At 54.0% G+C, this 24,074-nt stretch carries 18 protein-coding genes and 1 tRNA gene; 5 read left to right on the forward strand and 14 right to left on the reverse strand.

What is annotated here, in order from left to right; all coding sequences use genetic code 11:
- Both ACFL9S_RS14265 and ACFL9S_RS14270 read left to right on the forward strand, forming a co-directional pair.
- Nucleotides 1–195 (forward strand): hypothetical protein (locus ACFL9S_RS14265; protein ID WP_405262555.1); only part of this gene is annotated, 195 nt, incomplete at its 5' end.
- Nucleotides 150–1,283, forward strand: coding sequence for a hypothetical protein (locus tag ACFL9S_RS14270; protein ID WP_405262556.1), 1,134 nt, complete (start codon nt 150–152; stop codon nt 1,281–1,283). The genes ACFL9S_RS14265 and ACFL9S_RS14270, both read left to right, overlap by 46 nt.
- 62 nt (nt 1,284–1,345) lie before the next feature.
- Here the strand turns inward: ACFL9S_RS14270 and phoA are convergent, their stop codons facing one another.
- Nucleotides 1,346–2,749, reverse strand: a complete 1,404-nt coding sequence (phoA, locus tag ACFL9S_RS14275) for an alkaline phosphatase (RefSeq protein ID WP_405262557.1) — start codon at nt 2,747–2,749, stop codon at nt 1,346–1,348.
- A 248-nt stretch (nt 2,750–2,997) separates the two neighbouring features.
- Here phoA and ACFL9S_RS14280 point away from each other — a divergent pair.
- Together ACFL9S_RS14280 and ACFL9S_RS14285 are read left to right on the forward strand one after the other, a co-directional pair.
- Nucleotides 2,998–3,085: transfer RNA gene (locus ACFL9S_RS14280), tRNA-Ser, on the forward strand.
- 474 nt (nt 3,086–3,559) lie between these two features.
- Nucleotides 3,560–4,300 (forward strand): nitroreductase family protein, encoded by a 741-nt coding sequence (locus ACFL9S_RS14285; protein ID WP_405262558.1) that lies wholly within the window; start codon nt 3,560–3,562, stop codon nt 4,298–4,300.
- A 68-nt stretch (nt 4,301–4,368) separates the two neighbouring features.
- Here the strand turns inward: ACFL9S_RS14285 and phoH are convergent, their stop codons facing one another.
- The 5 genes from phoH to putP all read right to left on the reverse strand — a co-directional run bounded on the left by phoH (nt 4,369) and on the right by putP (nt 10,673).
- Nucleotides 4,369–5,157 (reverse strand): phosphate starvation-inducible protein PhoH, encoded by a 789-nt coding sequence (gene phoH / locus ACFL9S_RS14290; protein WP_133841729.1) that lies wholly within the window; start codon nt 5,155–5,157, stop codon nt 4,369–4,371.
- 548 nt (nt 5,158–5,705) lie between these two features.
- Nucleotides 5,706–6,989: an iron uptake transporter deferrochelatase/peroxidase subunit gene (gene efeB, locus ACFL9S_RS14295; protein WP_405262560.1), complete on the reverse strand. Its 1,284-nt coding sequence runs from the start codon at nt 6,987–6,989 to the stop codon at nt 5,706–5,708.
- A 6-nt stretch (nt 6,990–6,995) separates the two neighbouring features.
- Nucleotides 6,996–8,123 carry an iron uptake system protein EfeO gene (gene efeO / locus ACFL9S_RS14300; protein ID WP_405262561.1) on the reverse strand — a complete coding sequence of 376 codons (1,128 nt, stop codon included), beginning with the start codon at nt 8,121–8,123 and terminating at the stop codon, nt 6,996–6,998.
- Between the two features lie 56 nt (nt 8,124–8,179).
- Nucleotides 8,180–9,013: an iron uptake transporter permease EfeU gene (efeU, locus tag ACFL9S_RS14305; protein WP_405262562.1), complete on the reverse strand. Its 834-nt coding sequence runs from the start codon at nt 9,011–9,013 to the stop codon at nt 8,180–8,182.
- 175 nt (nt 9,014–9,188) lie between these two features.
- On the reverse strand, nt 9,189–10,673 hold the full coding sequence (gene putP, locus ACFL9S_RS14310; RefSeq protein WP_405262564.1) for a sodium/proline symporter PutP: 1,485 nt from the start codon (nt 10,671–10,673) through the stop codon (nt 9,189–9,191).
- Nucleotides 10,674–11,113: 440 nt separating this feature from the next.
- Between putP and putA the strand changes: the two genes are divergently transcribed.
- The gene (gene putA, locus ACFL9S_RS14315) at nt 11,114–15,061 is read left to right on the forward strand and encodes a trifunctional transcriptional regulator/proline dehydrogenase/L-glutamate gamma-semialdehyde dehydrogenase (protein ID WP_405262565.1); all 3,948 of its coding nucleotides are present in this window, start codon (nt 11,114–11,116) and stop codon (nt 15,059–15,061) included.
- 77 nt (nt 15,062–15,138) lie between these two features.
- On the opposite strand, the gene ACFL9S_RS14320 is transcribed toward putA, so the two are convergent.
- From ACFL9S_RS14320 to ACFL9S_RS14355, 8 genes are all read right to left on the reverse strand, one after another.
- Nucleotides 15,139–16,212, reverse strand: a complete 1,074-nt coding sequence (locus ACFL9S_RS14320) for an acyltransferase family protein (protein WP_405262566.1) — start codon at nt 16,210–16,212, stop codon at nt 15,139–15,141.
- Nucleotides 16,213–16,374: 162 nt separating this feature from the next.
- Nucleotides 16,375–17,469: an acyltransferase family protein gene (locus ACFL9S_RS14325; RefSeq protein WP_405262726.1), complete on the reverse strand. Its 1,095-nt coding sequence runs from the start codon at nt 17,467–17,469 to the stop codon at nt 16,375–16,377.
- Nucleotides 17,470–17,655: 186 nt separating this feature from the next.
- On the reverse strand, nt 17,656–18,636 hold the full coding sequence (locus ACFL9S_RS14330; protein WP_405262567.1) for a D-cysteine desulfhydrase: 981 nt from the start codon (nt 18,634–18,636) through the stop codon (nt 17,656–17,658).
- Between the two features lie 84 nt (nt 18,637–18,720).
- Complete coding sequence (fliZ, locus tag ACFL9S_RS14335) at nt 18,721–19,224, reverse strand: flagella biosynthesis regulatory protein FliZ (protein ID WP_405262568.1); 504 nt, start codon at nt 19,222–19,224, stop codon at nt 18,721–18,723.
- A gap of 43 nt (nt 19,225–19,267) precedes the next feature.
- Complete coding sequence (locus tag ACFL9S_RS14340) at nt 19,268–19,990, reverse strand: RNA polymerase sigma factor FliA (RefSeq protein WP_405262569.1); 723 nt, start codon at nt 19,988–19,990, stop codon at nt 19,268–19,270.
- Nucleotides 19,991–20,157: 167 nt separating this feature from the next.
- Complete coding sequence (locus ACFL9S_RS14345; RefSeq protein WP_405262570.1) at nt 20,158–21,126, reverse strand: HNH endonuclease signature motif containing protein; 969 nt, start codon at nt 21,124–21,126, stop codon at nt 20,158–20,160.
- Nucleotides 21,127–21,202: 76 nt separating this feature from the next.
- On the reverse strand, nt 21,203–22,408 hold the full coding sequence (gene fliB, locus ACFL9S_RS14350) for a flagellin lysine-N-methylase (RefSeq protein ID WP_405262571.1): 1,206 nt from the start codon (nt 22,406–22,408) through the stop codon (nt 21,203–21,205).
- 83 nt (nt 22,409–22,491) lie between these two features.
- Nucleotides 22,492–23,802 carry a FliC/FljB family flagellin gene (locus ACFL9S_RS14355; protein ID WP_405262572.1) on the reverse strand — a complete coding sequence of 437 codons (1,311 nt, stop codon included), beginning with the start codon at nt 23,800–23,802 and terminating at the stop codon, nt 22,492–22,494.
- Nucleotides 23,803–24,074: the final 272 nt, after the last annotated feature.

Below are 24,074 nucleotides of genomic sequence, written 5' to 3' on the forward strand. Positions count from 1 at the left end.
GTCAGCCCGTCTGGTGCACATCATCAGCAAGGGTCGATCGAAAAGGATGATCGCCCCCTACAAGGTACCGCATCGTTGGTGAAAAACATCGCAGAAATTAACCCTGCCAGCGCCACCAGACCGATGCGGTATACTGCCTGGCAAGCCAGATGGAAAACCACAGCAGCAGAGTTTGCGCCATCGAAAAATGCCTGAAAAGGGAGCATTACCTTGATAATAACGAGGCGCCCGAAGCAGGAACATGTTCTATTGCTGCCGGGAAAAGTCTTATTCGGAAGATAGGAGGGAATACGATGTTTTTGACATCTTCAGATTATCAGCAGGCGGTCACCTCGCTGGCAGCAGACGAGGAAGAACTGCTGGCGGCAGTGGCGTTTTGGGGAAAAGGGGCAGAGACGCTGATCTGCCCGCGTGCGGGCCAGCGCGCCAGACTGATTTGTAATTTAGATAGTGGGGCCACGAATCCAGAAGTGGTCAAAATACTGCGTAATAGACCGGGTGTGACAATACGCCAGTCAGACAAGCTGCATGCCAAAGTCATCGCCGGGGCCAAAAAAGCGCTGATCGGTTCTGCCAACTTATCGGCCAACGGGTTAAACCTTGAAGGCAGCGAGCAGTCCTGGTGGGATGAAGCCGGTCTGCTAACTGAGGAACCCGGACAAATCGCGTCCATTCATCAATGGTTTGATTCGCAGTGGGAAACATCGCGCGTCATCAGCGATAAGGATTTGCTGCTCGCACAGCAGCGATGGTCACAGCGGCGTTCCGGCCGCACAGCATCCGCGCCTCTTCACGCACTGGAACGCCTCCGCCCCACAGACGCTAAAGACAGGAATATTTACCTGGTTATTTATAATGAGGCGATGTCCGAAGACGGAGAAAAAGCTTTCCGGGAAGAGCAGAAAAAGCGCGTCTGCCAGCCACAAACGGATAACCCGGTGTTGACGCCCCTCTATGAAGGCTGGCCCGATTTGCCGACAGATGCCTTGCTGATCGATCTGTATTACGAGGAAGGAAGGAAGATAGAGTGCGCGGGCATTTTCACTCGTACCTTACAGGATATCCATTTCACCTATTCCGATGGCAGTGCGGGACATCTGGCGTTGTGCAAACTGGTGAGCGAAAACATTATGGGCTATCCATTTGGTGAGAAAGAGGCGCGACAGTTTGTGAAGCAAATACGGCCTCACATTAAAAAGATCCTGCAACAAACTACGGGTTCGGAAAAGAGCAGCTCAGTGTGCATTCCATTCCCAGAGGTACTGCGCATCTGCCAACAGTAACGTTGGGCAACCTCAGGACGGGGGGACGACGACGCACCGCTCGTCGCCCCATCATCTTAGGGTTACTTAATCGCTAACGCGTCCTTGATGGTATAGAACAGATCGGTCTGATCCGTCAGGCCGACCACGTTCGCCGCATGAGGACCATACGCCGCGATACGCAGTTGCGTGCCGGTGTGCCCCTGAGAATCCTCTTCGGAATTACCGTAGCTGATGGTCATCGGGCTGCCGTCTTTGGTGATCAGCGTCTGCGTCAGGCCCGGCGCTTTGCTGTCATTGGCAATAATCTGGCTGGAGTGCGCATGGTCAGCGGTCACAATCACCAGCGTGTTGCCGTCTTTACGCGCAAATTCCAGCGCCTTTTGCACGGCTTCATCCAGATCCACCGTTTCACCAATCTGACCGCACGGATTAGCCGCATGATCCTGCTTATCAATAGACGCCCCTTCCACCTGAAGGAAGAAGCCCTGCTGCTTGCTGCTTAACAGTGAGATGGCTTTATCGGTCATCTGGGCCAGCGTTGGCGTTGAGGCCGGACGCTCGGCGTTCACTTCACAGGTGATCGGCTTGCCGTCCAGGTTACCGTGATAAGTGGCTTTCGGGCCTTTCCAGCGCACCGGCATATTGCCGTCGGCAAACAGCCCCAACACCGGCTTATCGTTGCCCGCTTCGCTCAGTCCGTTCATACCGTCAAGATCGTTCACCCGCTGATAGCCGCGCAGCTGCGCCTGCTCGTGCAGCGTTTTGCCCTGCCATTCACCCGCTTTCGCCGTCTCGCTAAAGGTTTTACCGCCGCCCCCGAAGGTGACGTCGGCACGGGCATTCAGCAGCTGCTCGGCGATGGAGCCTTTACCGCCGTTTTCCAGCGCGTTAGTCGCACAGAGTTCACTGGTTTTTACCGGTCCGTAGCATTTTCGCGAGGTGACATGGGCAATCTGCGCGGCCGGGGTGGCATCTTCCAGCTCGGCGGTTGATACATTGCCTGTGGCTTTCCCGGCTGCTTTGGCCAGTTCCAGCAGCGAAGGATAGTCTTTACCGTTCACATCCACACCAATCGCGCCATTATAAGACTTCACCCCGGTGGCCCAGGCCGTTGCGGATGCGGCGGAGTCAGTGACGTAATCGGGTTTATGGCTTTTTTTATCAAGTGCGTAATGGGTGTACTGTCCGGTCAGCGGCAGCGCATCAATACCTTTAAAGAAACCGCCCGCCCCTTCCGCATAGTTACGTGCTGCCGTGATTTCAGAGTCGCCCATACCATCGCCAATCAGCAAAATGACATTTTTCGCTGTGGTGCTGCTTAACGAGGCTTTGATTGCCTCGGTCTGGTCACCGGTCAGACGGCGCGCACCGCCGGGCTGGGTGATATCCCCCTGCGCAGCACGATTCCAGGTGGCGATATCCGCCACGGCGGAGGAGCAAATCAGCGATGTCAGCAGGGAAAGAGCAAAGGCTTTATGTTTCATTATTGGCGATCTCCATGAATAAATTTGTCTTAATATTTCTAAGTCACAGTCTGCGATACAACTATTTCATTTCTGTGTCAGTCATGTGACAGTGAGATTTCATTGCCGGGTGTGCTGATTGCGGGAATTTTGCGATTGCTCATGAGTTAAGCGAATAGAAGCACAGGGAAAAATACTACTTGACCCATTAACGGCGACTGCCTATAGTACCGCCCCGTTACCCCCTGCGGGTGACGGCAGTAAAATATGGTGAGGTGTCCGAGTGGCTGAAGGAGCACGCCTGGAAAGTGTGTATACGGCAACGTATCGAGGGTTCGAACCCCTCTCTCACCACCATATTCCAAGAGAATGCCTGAGCGAAAGTTCAGGCATTTTTTTGCATGTAATTCAGTGGAGAGAGGGAGTGAAGAACCCTCGTCAGGGTTCGACAAAACGGCAGGATAGCCGTTTTGCACAGCCGCAGGCTGCCCGCAGGGCGAGCGCCAGGGATGGCGCGAGTGATCCCCCTCTCTCACCACCATATTCTAAGAGAATGCCTGAGCGAAAGTTCAGGCATTTTTTTGCCTGTTTTTCACCAAACCAATCCATATTCTGCTGTAGGGGCTGACCTTCTGTTTCGGTCAGCCCGTTTTGTGGATATCGTCAGCACGGGTCGATTGAAAAAGATGATCGCCCCCTACGGGGTACCGCATTGTTGTGGCGGGCCGCATGGCGCAAATGTGATCTGCCGCACAAACGGGCTACTCGAACATCCCCATCTTCACTATCTTTACTCCCTTATTGTCCCCTATCTTAACGACCAGGTATCCCATGAATGATATTACCCAACTGCTGAAAAGCCATCGCAGCGATCGCAGCTACCTCGATAAACCGATTGCCGACAGCATTATTGATGACATTATCGAAGCGGCCTGGCTGGCACCGACCTCCGTTAACTCGCAGCAGGTCTCGCTGGTGGTGGTGCGTGACCCGGCAACCCGTGCACGCATTGCTGAAGTGGCTGGTGGACAACCCTGGATAGCCAAAGCGCCCGTCTTTATCACCTTCGTACTCGATATGCATAAAAGCCAGCTGGGCATTGCCGCAGAAGGGAAAACGCAGATTGCGCATGAAAGCCTGGAAAGCCTGATCTCTGGCTCAACGGATATTGGTATTGCGCTGGGTGCGGTGATGACGGCAGCCCGTTCTCACGGGCTTGGTGTGGTGCCCATTGGGGGTATCCGCCGTGAACCAGAAGCCATGATTGAGCTGCTGAATCTGCCTGAACTGACCTTCCCGGTGGCGGGCGTGGTGCTGGGGTATGTCGATCAACCCGCCCCGCAGAAACCCCGCATGTCGCTGGCAGGCTTCCGCCATGAAGAACGCTATGACAGCGCCTCATTACCGGAGGTGATTAAAGCTTACAACGAGGTTCTGGTGGCGCACTGGAACAGTACCGGGCGCACCGACGGTGATAACTGGGGCAACAACACCGCCAGCTATTATCAGAATATTTATTTCCCGCATGTGCAGCCAGCCATTTTGAAGCAAGGCTTCGGCATCGATAAATAAAAAAAGCCCGGCAGAGTCGGGCTTTGATTCATGCAGGGCGATAACAGACCGCCCTGCATTACCGCTGATTAACTGTAAGCGAGCAGCGCTCGTTGGCAAAGCTCTGAACGCACACAGTCCTCTTTATCAAAACGCACCACACCAATCATTTCGTCTTCCTCGAAGCGCGCCATCGCGTCGCTGAGGCCAGACTTCACATGAGCTGGCAAGTCACACTGAGTGATATCACCGTTAACGATGACCGTCACGTTTTCCCCAAGGCGGGTTAAGAACATTTTCATTTGGGCTGCGGTGACATTCTGCGCCTCATCCAAAATCACCACCGCGTTCTCGAAGGTACGGCCGCGCATATAGGCAAAAGGCGCAATTTCCACTTTGCCTATTTCAGGACGCAGGCAGTACTGCATAAAGGACGATCCCAGACGTTTAACCAGAACGTCATATACCGGCCGGAAGTACGGAGCAAATTTCTCGGAGATATCCCCCGGCAGGAATCCCAAATCCTCATCTGCCTGAAGTACCGGACGAGTCACGATGATCCTGTCGACATCCTTATGTATCAGGGCCTCAGCTGCTTTCGCAGCACTGATCCAGGTTTTACCGCATCCGGCTTCTCCGGTGGCAAAGATCAGTTTTTTGTTTTCTATGGCGTGGAGATAGTGCGCCTGAGCTTCATTTCTGGCTTCAATCGGTGAATGGTCGCGGGTATCGCGTGCCATGCCAATCGAGTCCAGCCCACCCATCTGCACCAGCGAGGTGACCGATTCTTCTTCACGCTGACGATGACTGCGTGAATCGCTACGAAGCACACGTTTTGCTTCACGACGCGCTTTGATCACTGCTTTCTGTCTTCCCATAGTGGCACCTTACAGTTGGTTTCATTTCCCGCATCCGTCTATCGATGCGATTACGTGAACGCTTTAGAGGTCGTGGCTTCCTTTTAAGCCTTGTCTGGCCGTTGGAACAAATGCACAGCAGAAATCATGCCCACAATGCACCGGTAAGGGTTAAAGGAATTGAGTAGCCGTTGAGTTGTGAAAGAAGAGAAAGCTGAAGAGGAAATGATTTCCTCGCAAATATTCGCGATATGAGACTTTTTGACGACTGGCCCGGTAAAGGACTTCTGCATTCGCTATCTCCAGAGTGGAAAACTATATGCGAAAATCAACAGCAATTTCATATTCTTCATATTAGCGAAGAAATGCAACACTTTTTTTAACGTTATTATGACAATTAGATGAATGCGATTAAAATCATGAGGTTATGTTAATCTTTTTATTAACAATAGCGAGAAGGGAAAGATTAACTGAGTGATTTTTAATCAGATTAATTTTATTGATGTTAAGAATCATCCAGACGGGACAGGCTTAGAATTAGCGGATTAAGATTAATCCGCTAATTAATATCACGCCTCCAGCAATCCCTGTGCCAGATAGTGTTGCGCATCAGCAACGCCAGGGAGAACGAAGAAATACCCCCCGCCGATCGGTTTTATATATTCTTCCAGCGCTTCGCCATTGAGTCGTTTTTGCACGGTAAGAAAACCTTTCTCTAAATCGTGCTGATAACAGACAAATAACAGCCCCATTTCCAGCTGCCCGGAATTGGAGACGCCGAGAGAATAACTGTAACCGCGACGCAGCATCAGGCTGTTTTGCGTTTCCGGCGTGCGCGGGTTCGCCAGACGGATATGCGCGTCCATCGGGATAACATCCCCATTGGGATCGCTGGCATAATCCGGCACATCATGCTCCTGGTGCATGCCCAGTGGCGCGCCGCTGTGCTTCTCACGACCAAAGATGGTTTGCTGTTCACGTAACGGCGTACGGTCCCAGAATTCCACATGGAACTGAATAATGCGCGCCGCCTGATAGCTGCCGCCCAGCGTCCACGCAGGTTCACCCTGCGCTTTGGTCACCCACAAAATAGTGTCCATCAGGTGACCGTCGGTGCTGTCCGGGTTCGCCGTACCGTCCTTGAAGCCCAGCAGATTGATTGGCGTTTCTTTGCCTTTACTGCGTGCCGCATGGTCAGAGATAAACCCTTCACGCCGCCAGCGAACGCTGAGCAGATCCGGCGAATGCTTGATAATATCGCGCAGCGCGTGGATGACGGTGTCATTGGTATTGGCGCAAATCTGCAACAGCACATCACCGTGGCACAAACTGGCATCGAGTGAATCGTTAGGGAAACGCGTCATCCGCTGTAATTTCAGCGGTTTCAACGCCTGCAAACCGAAACGCTCGTCAAACAGGGATGTGCCAACAGAAACAGTAATGGTGAGGTTATCCGGGTAGATCTCATCCCCCAGAATACCGGAATCCATCGGTGGCAACTGCGGGTTGGTCACCAACGGGGCTTTTCCCCCCGTGGTCAGAAACGCAATGCGTTCGGTTAACAGGCGAAACAAACGCACCAGATCGGCTTTGTCCGTGGCCAGCACATCAAAGGCCACCAGCATCATTGACGCTTGCTGTGGCGTGGTGATCCCGGCCTGATGCGCACCATAGAACGGCTGACGTTCCTGGCGGGCGCCAGGTGACAGCGTTCCGGGTGACGAGGTTTTCTCGTCACTGGCCGCATGAACCGGGCAACCGCCCGCCACTGCCAGGGCACCACTGAGGATGCCCATTCCTTTCAGTAAACGACGACGTGACGCTAGCGCCACCCCGTCAACAGGTTTTGCCATTTCTGATTAATCCAGGCCGAGTGTGCCGCGCAGCAGGGAAAGGTCTTCGGCCAGCGCCGTGATGGGACCTTTCAGTGCCGTGCGATCGGCATCAGTCAATTTTTCGTAAGATTCATAGCCGTCTTTGGTACGGTACTTCGCCAGAATGGCGTCGACTTTCTTAAAGTTACCGTCCACTTTCGCCAGCAGTTTAGGGTTCGATTTCTGCACCAGCGGACGTAGCAGATTCACGATCTTCTGCGCACCATCGACGTTGGCCTGGAAATCCCACAGGTCAGTGCGGCTGTAGCGGTCTTCTTCACCCGAAATTTTGCTGGAAGCGACTTCCTCAATCAGACCGGCAGCACCGCCAACCACTTTGCCCGGAGGGAAAGCCAGTTCACTGATACGGGTCTGCAGATCAAGCACATCTTTGTACAGCTGGTCGGCGAATTTATCCATACCTTTGGTGGTGTTATCCGCAAATAACACTTTTTCCAGTCGGTGGAAGCCGGTGAAGTTAGGGTCCTCTGCTTTCTTCTCGAAATCATCTTCACGGGCATCAATCTGGCCGTCGAGATCGGAGAACAATTCAGCAATCGGTTCAATGCGCTCGTAATGCTGACGGGTCGGTGCAAACAGGGCTTTCGCTTTCGCCACATCGCCCGCTTTCACGGCGTCCGTGAACGCTTTAGTTTTGCTGACCAGCTGGGCCACTTCCTGCGTCACATACAGCTTATAATCCGCAATCGGGCCAACCAGTTGCAGCACATCTGGCTTGCCGTCGTTCACTTTACTGCCGTTAGCTTTAACAATCAGCTTGCCTTTCGGGTTACTCAGCAGGCCGCAGGTAATATCGTACTCACCCGCTTCCAGATTCGCGGTCAGCTTCTGCGTGAAGGATGGCGCGATATTTTCACGCTCTTCCACCACCATCACACCTTTCAGGATCTCCCACTCCAGCGCTTTCTGGCTGTTGTTCTTAATGATGAACTGCGTTTTGCCCGCCTCCACGGTCAGTGTCATTGGCTCACACTGTTTATCCGTCACGCTGACGTTAACCTGTGGGATATCGGCAGCCAGCGCCGCGCCGGACGAAGTCAGAGCGGCCAGCAGCGCAGCATTCAGTGCGTGGCGGCGAAAGTGTGTGGTCATAGAGTCATCCCAGTCAAAGTGTTGTGAGCGGCAGGCTATCCGCCTGCCAGACAGATTCAGCGCGTGGAACGCACCGAGGTCGATACAGAGCGCGCAGGCAGTGCAAACAGCAGCAACGCAGGCACCAGATAGATAAACCACACCGCGATTTCACTGACGCTTGGCGCTTCCTGGTAGCCCAGCAGGCCCTCCAGCAAAGTGCCAACAACGCTGTGAGTGGTCAGCGTGTTACTTAAATCAAACGCCACGTCCTGGAAGTGATTCCACAACCCGGCTTCGTGGAAGGCGCGTATCGCCCCTGCGGCCAGTCCGGCTGCGACGAAAATAATGAACAGGCTGGTCCATTTAAAGAAGCTGGCCAGGTTAAGACGCACCCCGCCCCAGTAAATCAGCATACCCAGCACGACCGCCGTGCCAAGGCCGAGCATCGCACCCAGCGGTGGCGCATAGCCGACATCCTGCTGGAATGCAGCCAGCAGGAAGAAGACAGATTCCAGACCTTCACGCGCCACGGCAAGAAACACCATCATGATCAGCGCCCAGCCGCTGCTGTTGCCCTTCTGTAAGGCGCTATCAACAGCATCTTCCAGCTGTGCCTTCACGTTACGCGAGACTTTACGCATCCAGAAAACCATCCAGGTGAGGATCACCACGGCAACAGCGGCGACCAGGCCTTCAAACAGCTCCTGCTCTTTCTGCGGGAACTCACCCGTGGTTTCGTTGATAAACCAGCCAAGCGCAAGGCACAGGGCGGCAGCCACAAACACGCCAATCCACATGGCGCCAAACCACTGGCCGCGCTGGGTGCGCTTCAGGTAACTGGCGATCAGGCTGACAATCAGCGCCGCTTCCAATCCTTCGCGTAACATAATGAGAAACGGAACAAACATGCCATACACCTCAAAGCGTGAAATTAGGTCAAAACCCGTAAAGATAAGTAAAATAAAAACGATACCGATTATCATTATCGTGCGGGTAATTACAAGATGGCGGGAGGATATTTTCGTGTTTTGCGAGGTGGGAAAAATTCGCTGGCACCTGACGGCACCAGCGAAGGAGAAGCATTTAGTCAGCCTGATATTCGGCTTCAGCGGCATCAAAACGCTGCTCAGCAGCAGCGGATGGCCCTTTGCCCAGCAGACTGAATACGACAATCGCGATACTGGCGAACAGGAAACCAGGAATGATCTCGTAGAGGTCAAGCCATGCGTACTGTTTCCAGATAAGCACGGTGGCCGCACCCACGATGATACCCGCCAGTGCGCCGTTACGCGTCATACGTCTCCAGATAAGCGAGAACAGCACCACCGGACCAAAGGCAGCACCGAAGCCAGCCCAGGCGTAGCTCACCAGACCCAGCACACGGTTGCCCGGGTTAGCGGCCAGCGCAATGGCAATCACCGCCACCAGCAGCACCATCAAACGACCTACCCACACCAGCTCACGCTGGCTGGCACCCTTGCGCAGGAAGCTTTTGTACAAATCTTCTGTCAGTGCGCTTGAGCATACCAGCAGCTGGCAACTCAATGTTGACATCACCGCCGCCAGGATCGCTGACAACAAGATACCGGCAATCCACGGGTTGAACAGAAGACGTGCCAGCTCAATAAAGATACGTTCGCTATTCTGTGAAACCTCGCCCGCCAGCGCAGGATTGTTTTGGAAGTAAGCAATACCAAAGAAGCCCACAGCAACCGCACCCGCGAGGCACAGGATCATCCAGGTCATACCGATACGACGTGCCGTACGTATGGAGCGGTGGGAGTCTGCGGCCATAAAACGCGCCAGAATATGGGGCTGACCGAAATAGCCCAGCCCCCAGCCTAACAGCGAGATGATGGCGACAAAATTGAGGTTTTTCAGCATATCGATGTTCTCGAGGCTTTTGGCTTCAATAACTTTCATCGCATCATCCAGCCCTCCCACGGCGAGGATCACCATCACTGGCGTCAGGATCAGCGCAAAAATCATCAGGCTGGCCTGTACGGTATCGGTCCAGCTTACCGCGAGAAAACCGCCCACAAAGGTATAAACAATAGTGGCGGCCGCCCCGGCCCACAGTGCAGTTTCATAGCTCATACCGAAGGTGCTCTCGAACAGTCGCGCCCCCGCCACCACGCCAGAGGCACAATAAATAGTGAAGAAGACCAGGATAACCAGCGCCGAGATCACACGCAGCAACTTACTGGTATCTTCAAAACGGCTGGAGAAGTAGTCCGGCAGCGTCAGGGCATTGTCGTGATGCTCAGTCTGCACACGCAAACGCCCCGCCACAAACTTCCAGTTAAGATACGCGCCCAGCGTCAGGCCAATGGCGATCCAACTCTCGGAAATCCCGGACAGGAAGATGGCCCCCGGCAAGCCCATTAGCAGCCAGCCGCTCATATCTGAAGCACCCGCTGAGAGTGCGGTGACAAAGCTGCCCAGACTGCGGCCGCCCAGAATATAGTCATCAAAGTTTTTCGTTGAACGGTACGCGATGAAACCAATCAACACCATGCCGAGAATATAAACACAAAATGTCACCATCATAGGTGTACTTACAGTCATTCAGGTTCTCCACTTATTATTAGTTTCCACAGCGGGAGGCTGCATATGCGTGTGATGCCGGAACTTAGCAACGCAGCGCACGGGGGTGGCATCCAGCCGGGGGCGGTATCCTGCCGTAAACGGCTGTGTGGCACAAACGATTTAACACAGCAAGCACATCCATTTCACCAGGTTGTTACGATTAAATGTTGACAGGTTGCACTGCATCACATTTCATCGGGTTGCACCCGCACATAAACCTTATACAACCCAGGGATTATGGGCTTTTTTAAACCTGGCGAGTTTCTTGCAGCAATATCCATGCCGCTTTTTAAACGTTAACAAAAAGCCAGTTTTTAAGATTGAGGACAGGGTCACATTTAACGAGGTTGCACAAAGTTGCAACATCAGTGATATTGCACCCTATCATTTGTCATCCACTGATTCAGGAGCAGTAAGGCATGGGCACAACTACCATGGGCGTCAAACTGGACGATGCAACGCGTGACCGAATTAAACAGGCTGCGCTGCACATTGACCGCACCCCACACTGGCTGATTAAGCAGGCCATTTTCAACTATCTGCAACAGATTGAGCAAGGCGCCACGCTGGCCGAGATACCGACCAGCACCCTCGTGGTAGAAAGCGACGTACGCCCACCGGAAGAGGCACATCAGCCCTTCCTGGATTTTGCCGAGCAAATCCTGCCGCAGTCGGTCGCCCGTGCCGCCATCACTTCCGCCTGGCGTCGACCAGAGACTGAAGCGGTGCCCATGCTGCTGGAACAGGCACGTTTACCGCAGCCGCTGGCAGAGTCCACCCATAGTCTTGCTTACCAGCTGGCAGACAAGCTTCGTCACCAAAAAGGGGCAGGCGGACGCGCCGGAATGGTGCAAAGTCTGCTCCAGGAGTTTTCACTCTCCTCCCAGGAAGGCGTGGCGTTAATGTGCCTGGCTGAAGCCTTACTGCGTATTCCTGACAAGCCAACGCGTGATGCCCTGATCCGCGATAAAATCAGCAACGGTAACTGGCATTCTCACCTTGGCCGCAGCCCGTCGATGTTCGTGAATGCCGCGACCTGGGGTCTGCTGTTTACTGGCCGCCTGGTCTCGACCCATAACGAAGCTAACCTGTCGCGTTCGCTCAACCGCATTATCGGCAAGAGCGGAGAGCCGTTGATCCGTAAAGGGGTCGATATGGCGATGCGCCTGATGGGCGAACAGTTCGTGACTGGGGAAACCATCGCCGAAGCGCTGGCCAATGCCCGCAAGCTGGAAGAGACCGGTTTCCGCTACTCCTACGATATGCTGGGTGAAGCCGCGCTGACGGCGCAGGACGCCAAAGCTTACCTGCTCTCTTATCAGCAGGCGATCCACGCTATTGGTAAAGCGTCTAACGGCCGCGGCATCTATGAAGGTCCGGGGATATCCATCAAGCTTTCGGCCCTGCACCCACGTTACAGCCGCGCGCAATATGAACGCGTGATGGAAGAGCTGTACCCGATCCTGAAGTCGCTGACTCTGCTGGCACGCAGCTACGATATCGGCATCAATATTGATGCCGAAGAAGCCGATCGCCTTGAGCTGTCGCTCGACCTGCTGGAAAGACTCTGCTTTGAACCGGAGCTGGAAGGCTGGAACGGTATTGGCTTTGTGATCCAGGCCTATATGAAACGCTGCCCGATGGTGATCGACTATCTGATCGACCTGGCGCAGCGCAGCCGTCGCCGCCTGATGATCCGTCTGGTGAAAGGCGCCTACTGGGACAGTGAAATAAAACGCGCCCAGATAGATGGGCTGGAAGGCTATCCGGTCTACACGCGCAAGGTCTACACCGACATCTCCTACCTCGCCTGCGCACGCAAACTGCTGGCGGTGCCGAACCTGATTTATCCGCAGTTCGCCACCCACAACGCCCATACGCTGGCGGCAATCTACCAGCTGGCAGGTAACAACTACTATCCCGGCCAGTATGAATTCCAGTGTCTGCATGGCATGGGAGAACCGCTGTACGAGCAGGTGGTGGGGAAAGTCGCCGACGGTAAACTCAACCGCCCTTGCCGTATTTATGCCCCGGTCGGCACCCATGAAACGCTGCTGGCCTACCTGGTGCGCCGCCTGCTGGAAAACGGTGCGAATACCTCCTTCGTGAACCGCATTGCCGATGCCACCCTGCCGCTGGACGAACTGGTGGCCGATCCGGTGTCTGCCGTGGAAGCGCTGGCACGCAGCGAAGGCGCCGTCGGTCTGCCCCATCCGAAAATTCCGTTACCGCGTGATCTGTATGGCGAACACCGTCAAAACTCGTCCGGGCTGGATCTCGCCAACGAACACCGCCTGGCTTCACTGTCCAGCGCGTTGCTGAACAGCGCCAGTCAGACCTGGCAGGTGCAACCGCTGATTGATGGACCTCTGGCCTCCGGCGATAGCATCCCGGTGATCAACCCAGCTGAACCGCTGGATGTGGTGGGTTATGTGCGTAATGCGACCCCGGACGAAGTGTCGGCCGCGCTGGATGCCGCCGCCAGCGTCGGACCTATCTGGTTCGCCACCCCGCCGCAGGAGCGTGCCGCCATTCTGGAGCGCGCCGCCGTGATGATGGAGGGCCAAATGCAGCGCCTGATCGGTATTCTGGTGCGTGAAGCCGGTAAAACCTTCAGTAATGCCATTGCTGAAGTGCGTGAAGCCGTGGACTTCCTGCACTATTACGCAGGTCAGGTGCGTGACGACTTCGATAATGAAACTCACCGTCCGCTCGGCCCGGTGGTGTGCATCAGCCCGTGGAACTTCCCGCTGGCGATCTTCAGCGGGCAGATTGCCGCCGCACTGGCCGCCGGTAACAGCGTGCTGGCCAAACCGGCAGAACAGACGCCGCTGATTGCGGCTCAGGCCGTTGCCATTCTGCATGAAGCGGGCGTACCGCCTGGTGCTCTGCAACTGCTGCCGGGTACGGGTGAAACCGTGGGTGCCCAGCTGGTGCAGGATGACCGCGTGCGCGGCGTAATGTTTACCGGCTCGACCGCCGTTGCCACCCTGCTACAGCGCAATCTGGCCGGACGTCTTGATCCGCAGGGCCGCCCGACGCCGCTGGTGGCGGAAACCGGCGGGATGAATGCGATGATCGTCGACTCCTCGGCCCTGACCGAACAGGTGGTGACCGACATCGTGGCCTCTGCTTTTGACAGCGCAGGGCAACGTTGCTCCGCCCTGCGCCTGCTGTGCGTGCAGGATGATGTGGCCGAACACACGTTAACCATGCTGCGTGGCGCTATGGCCGAATGCCGGATGGGCAACCCGGAGCGTTTCTCCACCGATATTGGTCCGGTGATTGATGCCGAAGCCAAAGAAGGCATTGAGCAACACATCGAGGCGATGCGCAGTAAAGGCTTTACCGTGTTCCAGGCGGCACAGCCGCAGGCAGCGGGCCGCCGCGAATGGCAGAACGGCACCTTTGTAATGCCAACGCTGATTGAGCTGAACAAGGTGGAGGATCTGACGAAAGAGATCTTCGGTCCGGTACTGCACGTGGTGCGCTATGCGCGCAATACCCTGCCGCAGGTGATTGAGCAGATCAATGCCTCCGGTTACGGACTGACGCTGGGCGTGCATACGCGCATCGATGAGACGATCCAGCGGGTGGTGCAGAAGGCGCACGTGGGCAACCTCTACGTTAACCGCAATATGGTCGGTGCCGTGGTGGGTGTGCAACCGTTTGGCGGCGAAGGTCTGTCCGGGACCGGGCCGAAAGCCGGTGGCCCGCTTTACCTTTATCGTCTGCTGTCGTCGCGCCCGGATAACGCGCTGTGCGTTACTCTCAATCGCCAGGACAAAGAGCGCCCTGTTGATGCGGCACTGCGCCCTGCACTGCTGGCAGCGCATCAGGCGCTGAGTGAGTGGGCCGCTGACCGTCCCGATCTGGCGGCCTGCTGTGCCCGTTTTGCCGAACTGGGCCAGGGCGGTACGATCCGTCTGCTGCCAGGGCCAACGGGTGAACGCAACACCTTTACCCTGCTGCCGCGTGAGCAGGTGCTGTGTCTGGCCGATAACGAGCAGGATGTACTGGTGCAGCTGGCGGCTGTGACCGCCGTGGGCAGCCGCGCACTGTGGCCGGAAGATGACCTCCATCGCAGCCTGTGGCAGCCGTTGCCTCCGGCGGTACAACAGCGCATTGATTTTGCGGCGCAGCCACTGGAGAGCAAAACCATTGATGCGGTGATTTACCACGGTGATGCCGACCAGTTGCGTGATGTGTGCCAGGCGGTGGCCGCACGTGACGGCGCGATTATTTCCGTGCAGGGCTTTGCCCGTGGGGAAACGAACCTGCTGCTGGAGCGGCTACTGCTGGAACGTTCGCTGAGTGTGAATACGGCGGCGGCCGGGGGGAATGCCAGCCTGATGACCATCGGTTAACGACACGGGGCGACCGGAAAAAAAGGTCGCCCCCTACGTGCTGGTGCGGACCTTCTGTTTCGGTCCGCCCTTCTCTCTCAACCTTCAAACTTCATCCGCAGTAGCCGAGGATAGATAAACAGCGACTGGCCCCAGCCGCGATTCAGTAACGTCCACACGCCGACCGAACAGCCGACGCAGAGAGCCACCATCAGCGGAGGGAAACCCACGGCCCACAACAGCGAAAATGCCTTGCTGGCAAACAGCTGATGACCCACGGCATACAGGATTGCTGACAGACCAAAGAACTCAATAAAGATGCGGTGCAGGACGTAGATCTGCAAGGTGTTCTTCCCCACCCAGTTGAGCCAGTGCATTGAAAATATCCGGTTCAGGGTGCGGCAGAGCGCAATACAGCCGAGGATCGCCAGCACGCACAGGAACAGGCTCTGTTCCAGGCCCAGCAGGCTGTGCGCGATTGTCATCACCAGCAGCAGCGCCCAGGGCAGCAGGTTATCCCGTCGCCATTCGCTCCAGCGGATCAGGATCTCGCTGTAAAATACGCCTAACACGAAGAAGACAAAGTATTGCGACAGGCTTTCCGGACCCCAGCCGGGGATGATGCCGGTCACCGCCGCATAGTTCAGCCCTACTGCCACCAGCAGGATCAGCGGTTTCTGCTGGCGAAACAGTTTGGCAAACAGGAAAAACAGCGCCAGGGCGTAAAGATACCAGGAAGAGCTCATCGCCAGCAGCATCAGCTTAAGAAACTGCCACGGCGAATCAGCCCAGGCGGCATTGATATTACCTGAGAGATGCCCGCCCATCATGCTGACCGACACGCCGTTGATCATCAGCCACTGAATCAATCCCCAGAGGAAATAGAGGTAAAACAGGTTGGTCACGCGGCTGGTGAATACCTGCTTCCACGGACGATTCAGAATAGCATTGGCCGCCAGCAGGCCAGAAACAAAGAAAAATGCCGGCATACGCAACGGGGAAAGCTGGTTATTAAATGCCAGCCACAGTTTGGCCGGTAACTGCCCGGCGGTCAGTAAAGGAGCAATATCGGCATAACCGGGAAGTACAACGTGATAAAGCACCACAAGTAAAATACAGCCGCCTTTCAGGGTATTAACCCAGGCGATATCTTTTTTGGTCGTCATATTCATGACAATACTCCTGCTGTGAGCATCTGATATTGATAAAAGGGAAAGGCATCCTCCGTCACGGTCGTTTTATATTTTTTATTGGTATCGAAAAAAATGTACCCGTCATACCGATGTGCATAGCGGATATAAAAAAGGCCGATATCATCGGCCTTTTATGAAATTTCAGCCGTTGTTGGCGGCTTTCTCCGCAGGCTGCGGTTTACGCAGCAGCCTTGGGTACATAAAGAGTGCTTTACCCGGCCCGCGATTCAGCAGGTTCCAGGCCACCAGCGAAATACAGGTGGTGATGGTCACCGCGAAAATCGGCAGCACCAGCGCCCAGGCCAGCGAGAAGCCCTGGTTGTCGAACAGGCCATATTTCACTGCCAGCGTCAGCATGGTCAGGCCCAGCAGTTCGATAAAGATGCGGTGCAATACGTAGATTTGCAGCGTGTTGCGACCAATCCAGTTCAACCAGCCCATATTGAAGCGGTTGTTCAGCGCCCGGCACAGCACAATCCCGGCGACAATCGCCACGATGCAGTAAAACGGGTTTTTCATCATCCCGGCGGCATGATGCGCCACCCCAACCAGTACCATTGCGGCTAACAGGGCCAGGTGACGGCGCGACAGCTGGCTGATCTCCACCAATGTGTGGCTGAAGAATGCCCCCAGAACGAAGTAAACAAAATTCTGCACCACCCCGTTAGGTCCCCAGCCCGGCACCAGATGAAACTGCGTGGCGTAGTTGAGCAGGACAGCCCCCACCAGCAGCAGCACTTTTTGGCGATGGAACAGCTTCGCCGCGATAAAATAGCCCGCCAGCGCATACAGATACCACAGGCTGGTCATCGACAGCGTCAGCAGCTTAACGAACTCCAGCGGCGAACTGGCATAAGCGGCATTGACGGCGGTAGAGAGTTTCTGGCCGATCAGATTGGCGGAAATAGTGTAGATACTCGCCCACTGAATCACCCCCCAGAGAATATAGAGGTAGAGAATATTAGTGAATTTCTTAGTAAATACCTCGCTCCAGCTCTTTTTACTGATGGCACTGGCCGCCAGCAGACCCGAGACGAAAAAGAAGGCCGGCATACGCAGCGGCGAAAGGTATTTATTAAACACAACCCACATTTCAGCCGGTATCATTCCGGCGGAGAGATACTGCAAAGAGGGAATGAAGGTGGTAATTATGGTGTGATGCAGCACCACCAGTAATATGCACCCGCCCTTGAGGGTATTAATCCACAAGACTTCTTGCTTGCCAGCAACAGACATAATAATAAAACCCAATCTCATCATATTATTCCGAAAGTATCCCTTGATACTCTACGGATCACTATGAGGATCGTCTGAAAGCGTTCCGAATGCTTTCAAATCCTTAACGTTTTTCCTGCCCTTATCCGCAATATGCTCTGATTTCAGGCAGGTATCATTAAACTTTAAGAATAACCTTATTAACGTTTAATGATGATAGGCAAACAGCGCGGGTGATCCTCCGGTGTGAATAAACACAATCGGCCCTTCACGACGAAAACGCTTCCGGGCAATCCCATCGATCAGGCCCGCCATCGCCTTGCCGGTATAGACCGGATCGAGGAAGATCCCTTCCAGCCGGGCCAGCAGTTTTACCGCTTCCATGCCTTCTTCATTTGGCTCGCCGTAGCGGGGTGCAAAGTAGTCATCCCATAACGTGATCGGCGCTGAACTCACCATCTCCAGCGACCGGGCCAGTTCCTGACGGATTTTCTCCACCTTCGGTAATTGATCGGCCGCCTTGCGCGAAACGGTAACGCCCACCAGTTCCGTCTCAGGCAGCAGATGTTCCAGCCCAACGGCCAGCCCGGCATGAGTGCCTGCACTGCCTGAAGCCACCACCACCGCAGCAAAGTCGACCACACCTTCACTCTGATGGGCAATTTCCTGTGCGCAGTCAACGTAGCCCAGCGCCCCCAGCGCATTCGAGCCGCCCACCGGGATCATATAGGGACGGAAGCCCTGTGCCTCCAGTCGCGTCGCCTGCTGTTCAAGCTGCGCATCCGGTGCATGCAGAGCATCAACCATGACAATCTCGGTGCTCATCAGCTCCAGCAGCAGTCGGTTGCCGTTGCTGAGGTAGTTTTCAGCCGTGGTGCCAATCGGATTTTCCAGCAGCGCCACGCACTTCAGGCCCAGTTTCGCGGCCACTGCGGCAGTCTGGCGCACATGGTTGGACTGAATTGCGCCCGCTGTCAGCAGAACGTCAGCCCCGGCACGCAGCGCATCGGCCGCAATAAATTCGAGCTTTCTGAGTTTGTTACCTCCCAGGGCTACCGGCGTGACATCGTCACGTTTGATAAAGATATCGCGGCCGAGGTAATCAGACAGACGGGGAAGATGCTCTAAAGGCGTGGGTGACCCCAGCAGTTCAAGACGGGGAAAATTAGCAATATTGTGTAAGGACAACGCGGCCTCCATAGCAGGCGTTCAGGTTATCCTTACAGTGTTGCAGAAGATGACCTGATGGTCATCTTCTTATCATCGATACCGTTAATTACGCTGCCAGCCGAGGAACTGATCATATTTACGCAGCGCGATGCGGTAGTTGTTATTCCCCGCATCCGGTAAGTCATTTGCGAGGCATTCATGCCAGCTTGGGCCACTCAGCCGCTCTGCCGGGAAACCTCGTGCTGAGAGCATATCGTCAAGACGACGCAGGCGAACAACATATTCGCGAATGGTACTGTGGCTCATTTCAGTCTGCTCGAACAGGTACTGTTTGAATGCCATGATGTCAAAGTAAGTCGGATGCGTGTTGCAATAAATGTCGCTACAAAAACGGCACAACGCCGTAAGCTCATTCTGTAATTTTAACCAGACCTGATCGTCGATCAGCTGATCCATCCGGGCGATGGCCTCTTTGTTAATGATCTGACCACGAAAAACCAGTGCCATGCGGTCTAATACTTTTCCGCAATGCGAGCAGTTGCTTTGGCTGTGTTTGTAGTCTTTCAAATAACGGCTCAATGGCCTCATTTTAGTTTTGGATCCCATTCGAGATTCCCCGGTTGGTGTTGAGAGTGCAAAACTGACTCCGTCAGCGCGCTCCCGTTAACCGGGCGCGCAGGCGTTTGACCGCCTGACTGTGCAGCTGGCTGACACGGGACTCGCCCACCTCAAGCACTGCGCCAATCTCTTTCAAATTCAGCTCTTCCTGGTAATACAGCGTCAGCACCATTTTTTCGCGATCGGGCAAAGCCTCAATTGCTTCAATGACACGTTCGCGCAGACTCCCTTCCATTAACTGATGCAGCGGATTGGCCTCTTCATGGCCGTCCGTCACCAGCTCTGCGCTGTCACCGTGTTCTTCACGATATTCGTCGTAAGAGAACAACTGGCTATTATTGGTATCCAGCAGGATCTGCCGGTACTCCTCCAGCGAGACATCTAACTGCGAAGCCACTTCCTGCTCGGTGGCTGAGCGCCCCAACGCCTGCTCCACCTGATGCATGGCACCCGCCACCTCGCGCGCATTACGGCGCACGCTGCGGGGTGCCCAGTCGCGGCTGCGAAGTTCATCAAGCATTGCCCCACGGATACGCTGTACGGCGTATGTCGTGAATGCGGTGCCTTGTAGTGCGTCGTAACGCTCTACGGCATTCAGTAGCCCGATGCCTCCCGCCTGTAACAGGTCATCCAGTTCGACGCTGGCTGGCAGACGAACCTGCAAGCGCAACGCTTCATGGCGAACCAGCGGTATGTATCGTTGCCACAGAGAATGTTTGTCCATCACGCCATCGGCGGTATATAGATCGTTCACTCTGACCTACCCTGCTGTAATTAAGTTATCGGCACGATTATCTGTTTCTGTAGGGCAGATTGATTGGGGGAATAGCGGTTAAAAAGGCGGGTTATTTCATTTTTGTGCGGTTGAACGATCCCCGTGACGCGATTTTTCGATGCGGGGATCCCTCAGAATAAAAAAGGTCAAACTTTGCGCAGCAGACGGTGGCGAGTGTTCTCCGGCACCTGCTGCCACAGCGCACACACTTTCCCTTCCAGTTCCTGATAATACGGTAACAGGGCCTGATCTTCCTGCAATGTGCGGCGAAAATGTACCGTTCCGTTTAAGGGATCGATGGTCATTCTGCGGCTGGTAAAGAGACGGTGCAGATCGCTGCGCAGGAACAGGCCGTTATCCGCGCTGTTATCCAGCAGGAAGCCCTGTTCATTCTCACGCATGTCGATATGACAGGCTTCAACCCAGGGCCACGCATGCTCATCCGTCAGCAGTGTGCCGGTAATCACACAGGCACCGTAACGTGCGCGTACCGCGTGACTGAACTCATGATGACTGGCACGGTGCCACAGCCGGGCTTTCACCCGTCGCCCCACCTGCGTGCCCTGAATGACACCGGCCGGCGGCGGCAACAGCGGTGACGTCAGCACCACAATAAATTGCAGCTGACGCGAGTATTCAAAACAGGGCTGAGACTGGCGATCGTACAGCTGCCAGTATTCATCATCTTCATCGCTGCGTAACAGCGTCAGGGTGTAACCCCGCTGCTGTAACAGGCTTTGCGCCATGATCGACGCCGGATCCAGCATCGCCAGCACTTTGCTCTCCCCCATCACCTTCCAGGTATTCCAGGGTGTGGGTTCCAGCGGACGGCGAAAATAGAGAAAACTCTCCTGACGCTGCAAATAGTGCTCGAAGCGCTGAAGGTAATTTTTACGTTCGTTATCATTGGTAATAAACAGTAAGTCTTCCAGCGGAATATGGCAGTCTTTGCTGGCAAAGATCGCGCGGATAGTCCAGTTTTTGCTGGAGGTCGACGGACTCAGCAACCCTCGGGTCGTCAACGATTTATCGTCGGGGTACTTTCTGCTGTAGCGGTCGTTTATCTCCTCAAACGGCAGCAGTTCCCCAGGTAACAAGTCATAATTGAAGCGCATAGCACACTCCAGAGAGAAAAAACCCCGCAGTCGCGGGATTTAATTAAGGTAAAAAGGATTTAATATAAAAGAACAATTACTTCAAAAGATAAATCAAAGACAGGTCGTCGTTCACTTTGACATTGTCAATTTCTTCAAAGAAAGCAGCCATAGAGGAATTATTATGTTTCGTCACGGCATGGAAGCTATAGATAATATTGACAATATCATGTTCATCAATAGCGCCCACCAGCTCTACGCAGGCAGCAATCAGCGATCGAATCATAAACCACTCAGCGGTCAGCAGATAAAGGCTGGCGAGCGGTGAACGTCCCTGATAGCCAGGGAACGAATCACTGTAAATACGGTATTGCAGATAATTGCTGATCACATGCGGGCGTTCTGCCATCCACGGCATGACTTTGTCATTCCACACGGCGTCAAGACGTGTCATCGATGAACCAATATCATGGCCTTTCGCATCACTAATCTGAATATGCACCAGCTTCATGAGGTAATGCTGCAGAATATCAGCGGAGCGGGTTTTAACTTTGCTTGAGAAATAGGTTTGCATCCGCATTAACAATGACCATTGCAGATCGTGATTGTTGTTAATCCCTGCAATGCTCTGCGCCACTGAACCGTTACCGATAGCATCCATGATATTAAAATAATCATTCTCTAATGCTTCGCTATTAAACCCCTGCTCTTTTTTCATCTGCTCAAGATGAAGCAGTAACATTGCAATACCGTACAGACCTTCACTTGCGTTACAGCCTGCTGCTTTAACCATATTGGCACACATCAGGTTGACTAATTTATGCTCATTATCAACATCTTCGTTTTTATTCGCTTCCGCCTGAATCTGTACAGTCTGATTAAGCAGCATCGCATCCGGACGGCTTAACAGTTTTTGCGTTGCTTCCGGGCAGGAGAGGGTCAGCGATTTATTGACCTCGTATTTATGGTTCTGCTGAGTACGCGGATACGTCGCACAGGTCGGACTCAGTGCTGCCGGCCCCATCTGCTTGTGTACCTTACACAATTTATCCTCATCCATAAACGCGCAGTTTACTTTTGAGCTGAGTTTCATTACCCCCCAGCTCTGGAAGCTTTTTTTAACCTTAACAATATGTTCAGAAGCAATATTTCTGATTTCAATCTGAGCGCTTTTCAGATAGCGATTAACCGTTGTTTTATCCAGCGTAACATCCCACCCCTTACAACAGTGGTCACGGCACGCACTGCCTGCACACTTGAAGTCAGTGACAAAAACCGGTTCAACAACTGTAATCTCTTTCATAATCGGTCCCGCTTAAAATCGAATTATTGCCTTAATAAAAAGGCGACCCGAGGTCGCCTTTCGTATGCTTACCGATAAATCGATTAGCCCTGCAGCAGAGACAGAACCTGCTGTGGAACCTGGTTAGCTTTAGCCAACACTGAGTTACCCGCCTGCTGTACGATCTGTGCTTTAGACATGTTTGAAACTTCAACCGCGTAGTCAGCATCCTGGATACGTGACTGAGCAGAAGACAGGTTGGTGGTGGTGTTGTTCAGGTTAGTTACCGCTGAGTTCAGACGGTTCTGTACCGCACCCAGGCTTGAACGGAAGGTATCAACCTGTGCAATTGCTTTGTCCAGCAGTGCCAGTGGGTTAGAAGAAGCCGCACCAGCAAACTGAGCAGTCGGGGTTGCAGTTGACAGTTCAACAGTAACTTTGTTGTCAGTACCCGTTTTGGTGTTGTCGTCATCCAGTGCAGTGGTAACGGTTGTTGCGTAGTTTTTGCCCTGGAAGGTCACGAAGCCTTTAGCTGCGCCAGTAGAGTCAGTACCCACTTTGATCAGCTGGTCAGCCTGCGTTGCCGCAGTGGTCAGACCGTTGTCGGTATCAGTGTACTCAACGTCAGCTTTGTTCAGTGTTACTGCACCAGTGGTGTGGTCGACAGAGGCAGAGTAGAAGTCGCTACCGCTCTGTACGACGAACTGTGCAGTTGCAGCGCCAGCTGAGGTCAGGGTGTTGTGCAGGGTCAGGCTTGATGCATCAACAGTTTTGCCGGTTGCAGTAGTCAGTGAAGTCGCAGCAGCTGACAGGTCAGCAGCAACTGGTGCAGTTGCAGCAGCGCCAGTGATCTGAGTGATTGAATCGCCAACTTTCAGTGCGTTACCTGATACAGAGAAACCGCCCAGACCCAGAGTAGAAGAGTCGATTTTCTGCAGGTCGATGTCAATTTTCTGACCGTCGTTTGCGCCAACCTGGATGGACATTTTGCCATCTTTAGCCAGTACGTTCACGCCGTTGAACTGAGTCTGACCAGATACGCGGTCGATTTCAGACAGACGGGATTTGATTTCGTCCTGGATTGAAGACAGGTCAGAGGTAGAGTTAGTACCAGTAGTTGCCTGTACGGTCAGTTCACGAACGCGCTGTAAGTTGTTGTTGATTTCTGACAGTGCGCCTTCAGTAGTCTGCGCAGCAGAGATACCGTCGTTGGCGTTACGAGCAGCCTGAGTCAGGCCCTTGATGTTAGAGGTGAAGCGGTTGGCAATTGCCTGGCCAGCAGCATCGTCTTTCGCGCTGTTGATACGCAGGCCAGAAGACAGGCGCTCAATAGAAGTAGACAGAGCAGACTGGTTCTTGTTGATGTTGTTCTGAGTGATCAGCGAGAGGCTGTTGGTATTGATTACTTGTGCCATGATAAAGTTTCCTGTTAAATCATTTCGGGTTAAGTGGTTGGGCTTGTTTGCCCCCCGGCTTCATCGCCGTCAAAGTTGTTATCGTCTGTCCACCAATAACCTTTAGAATTTTTTTCCCTCCCCCCCCATTTTTTTTCATTCTGCCCTACTGGCCGAAATACCCCTCCTTATTGCCGTTATTCGCTTTATTGCCGTTGCGCAAAAAATCGTAAACTTTGTTCATCAGTGGCCGATAACCTCGGTATTCATACTCCGTCCTGATTAAATAAAGG

It is taken from the genome of Erwinia sp. AnSW2-5 (assembly GCF_045107195.1).
In the GTDB taxonomy this organism is placed as follows: Bacteria; Pseudomonadota; Gammaproteobacteria; order Enterobacterales; family Enterobacteriaceae; genus Erwinia.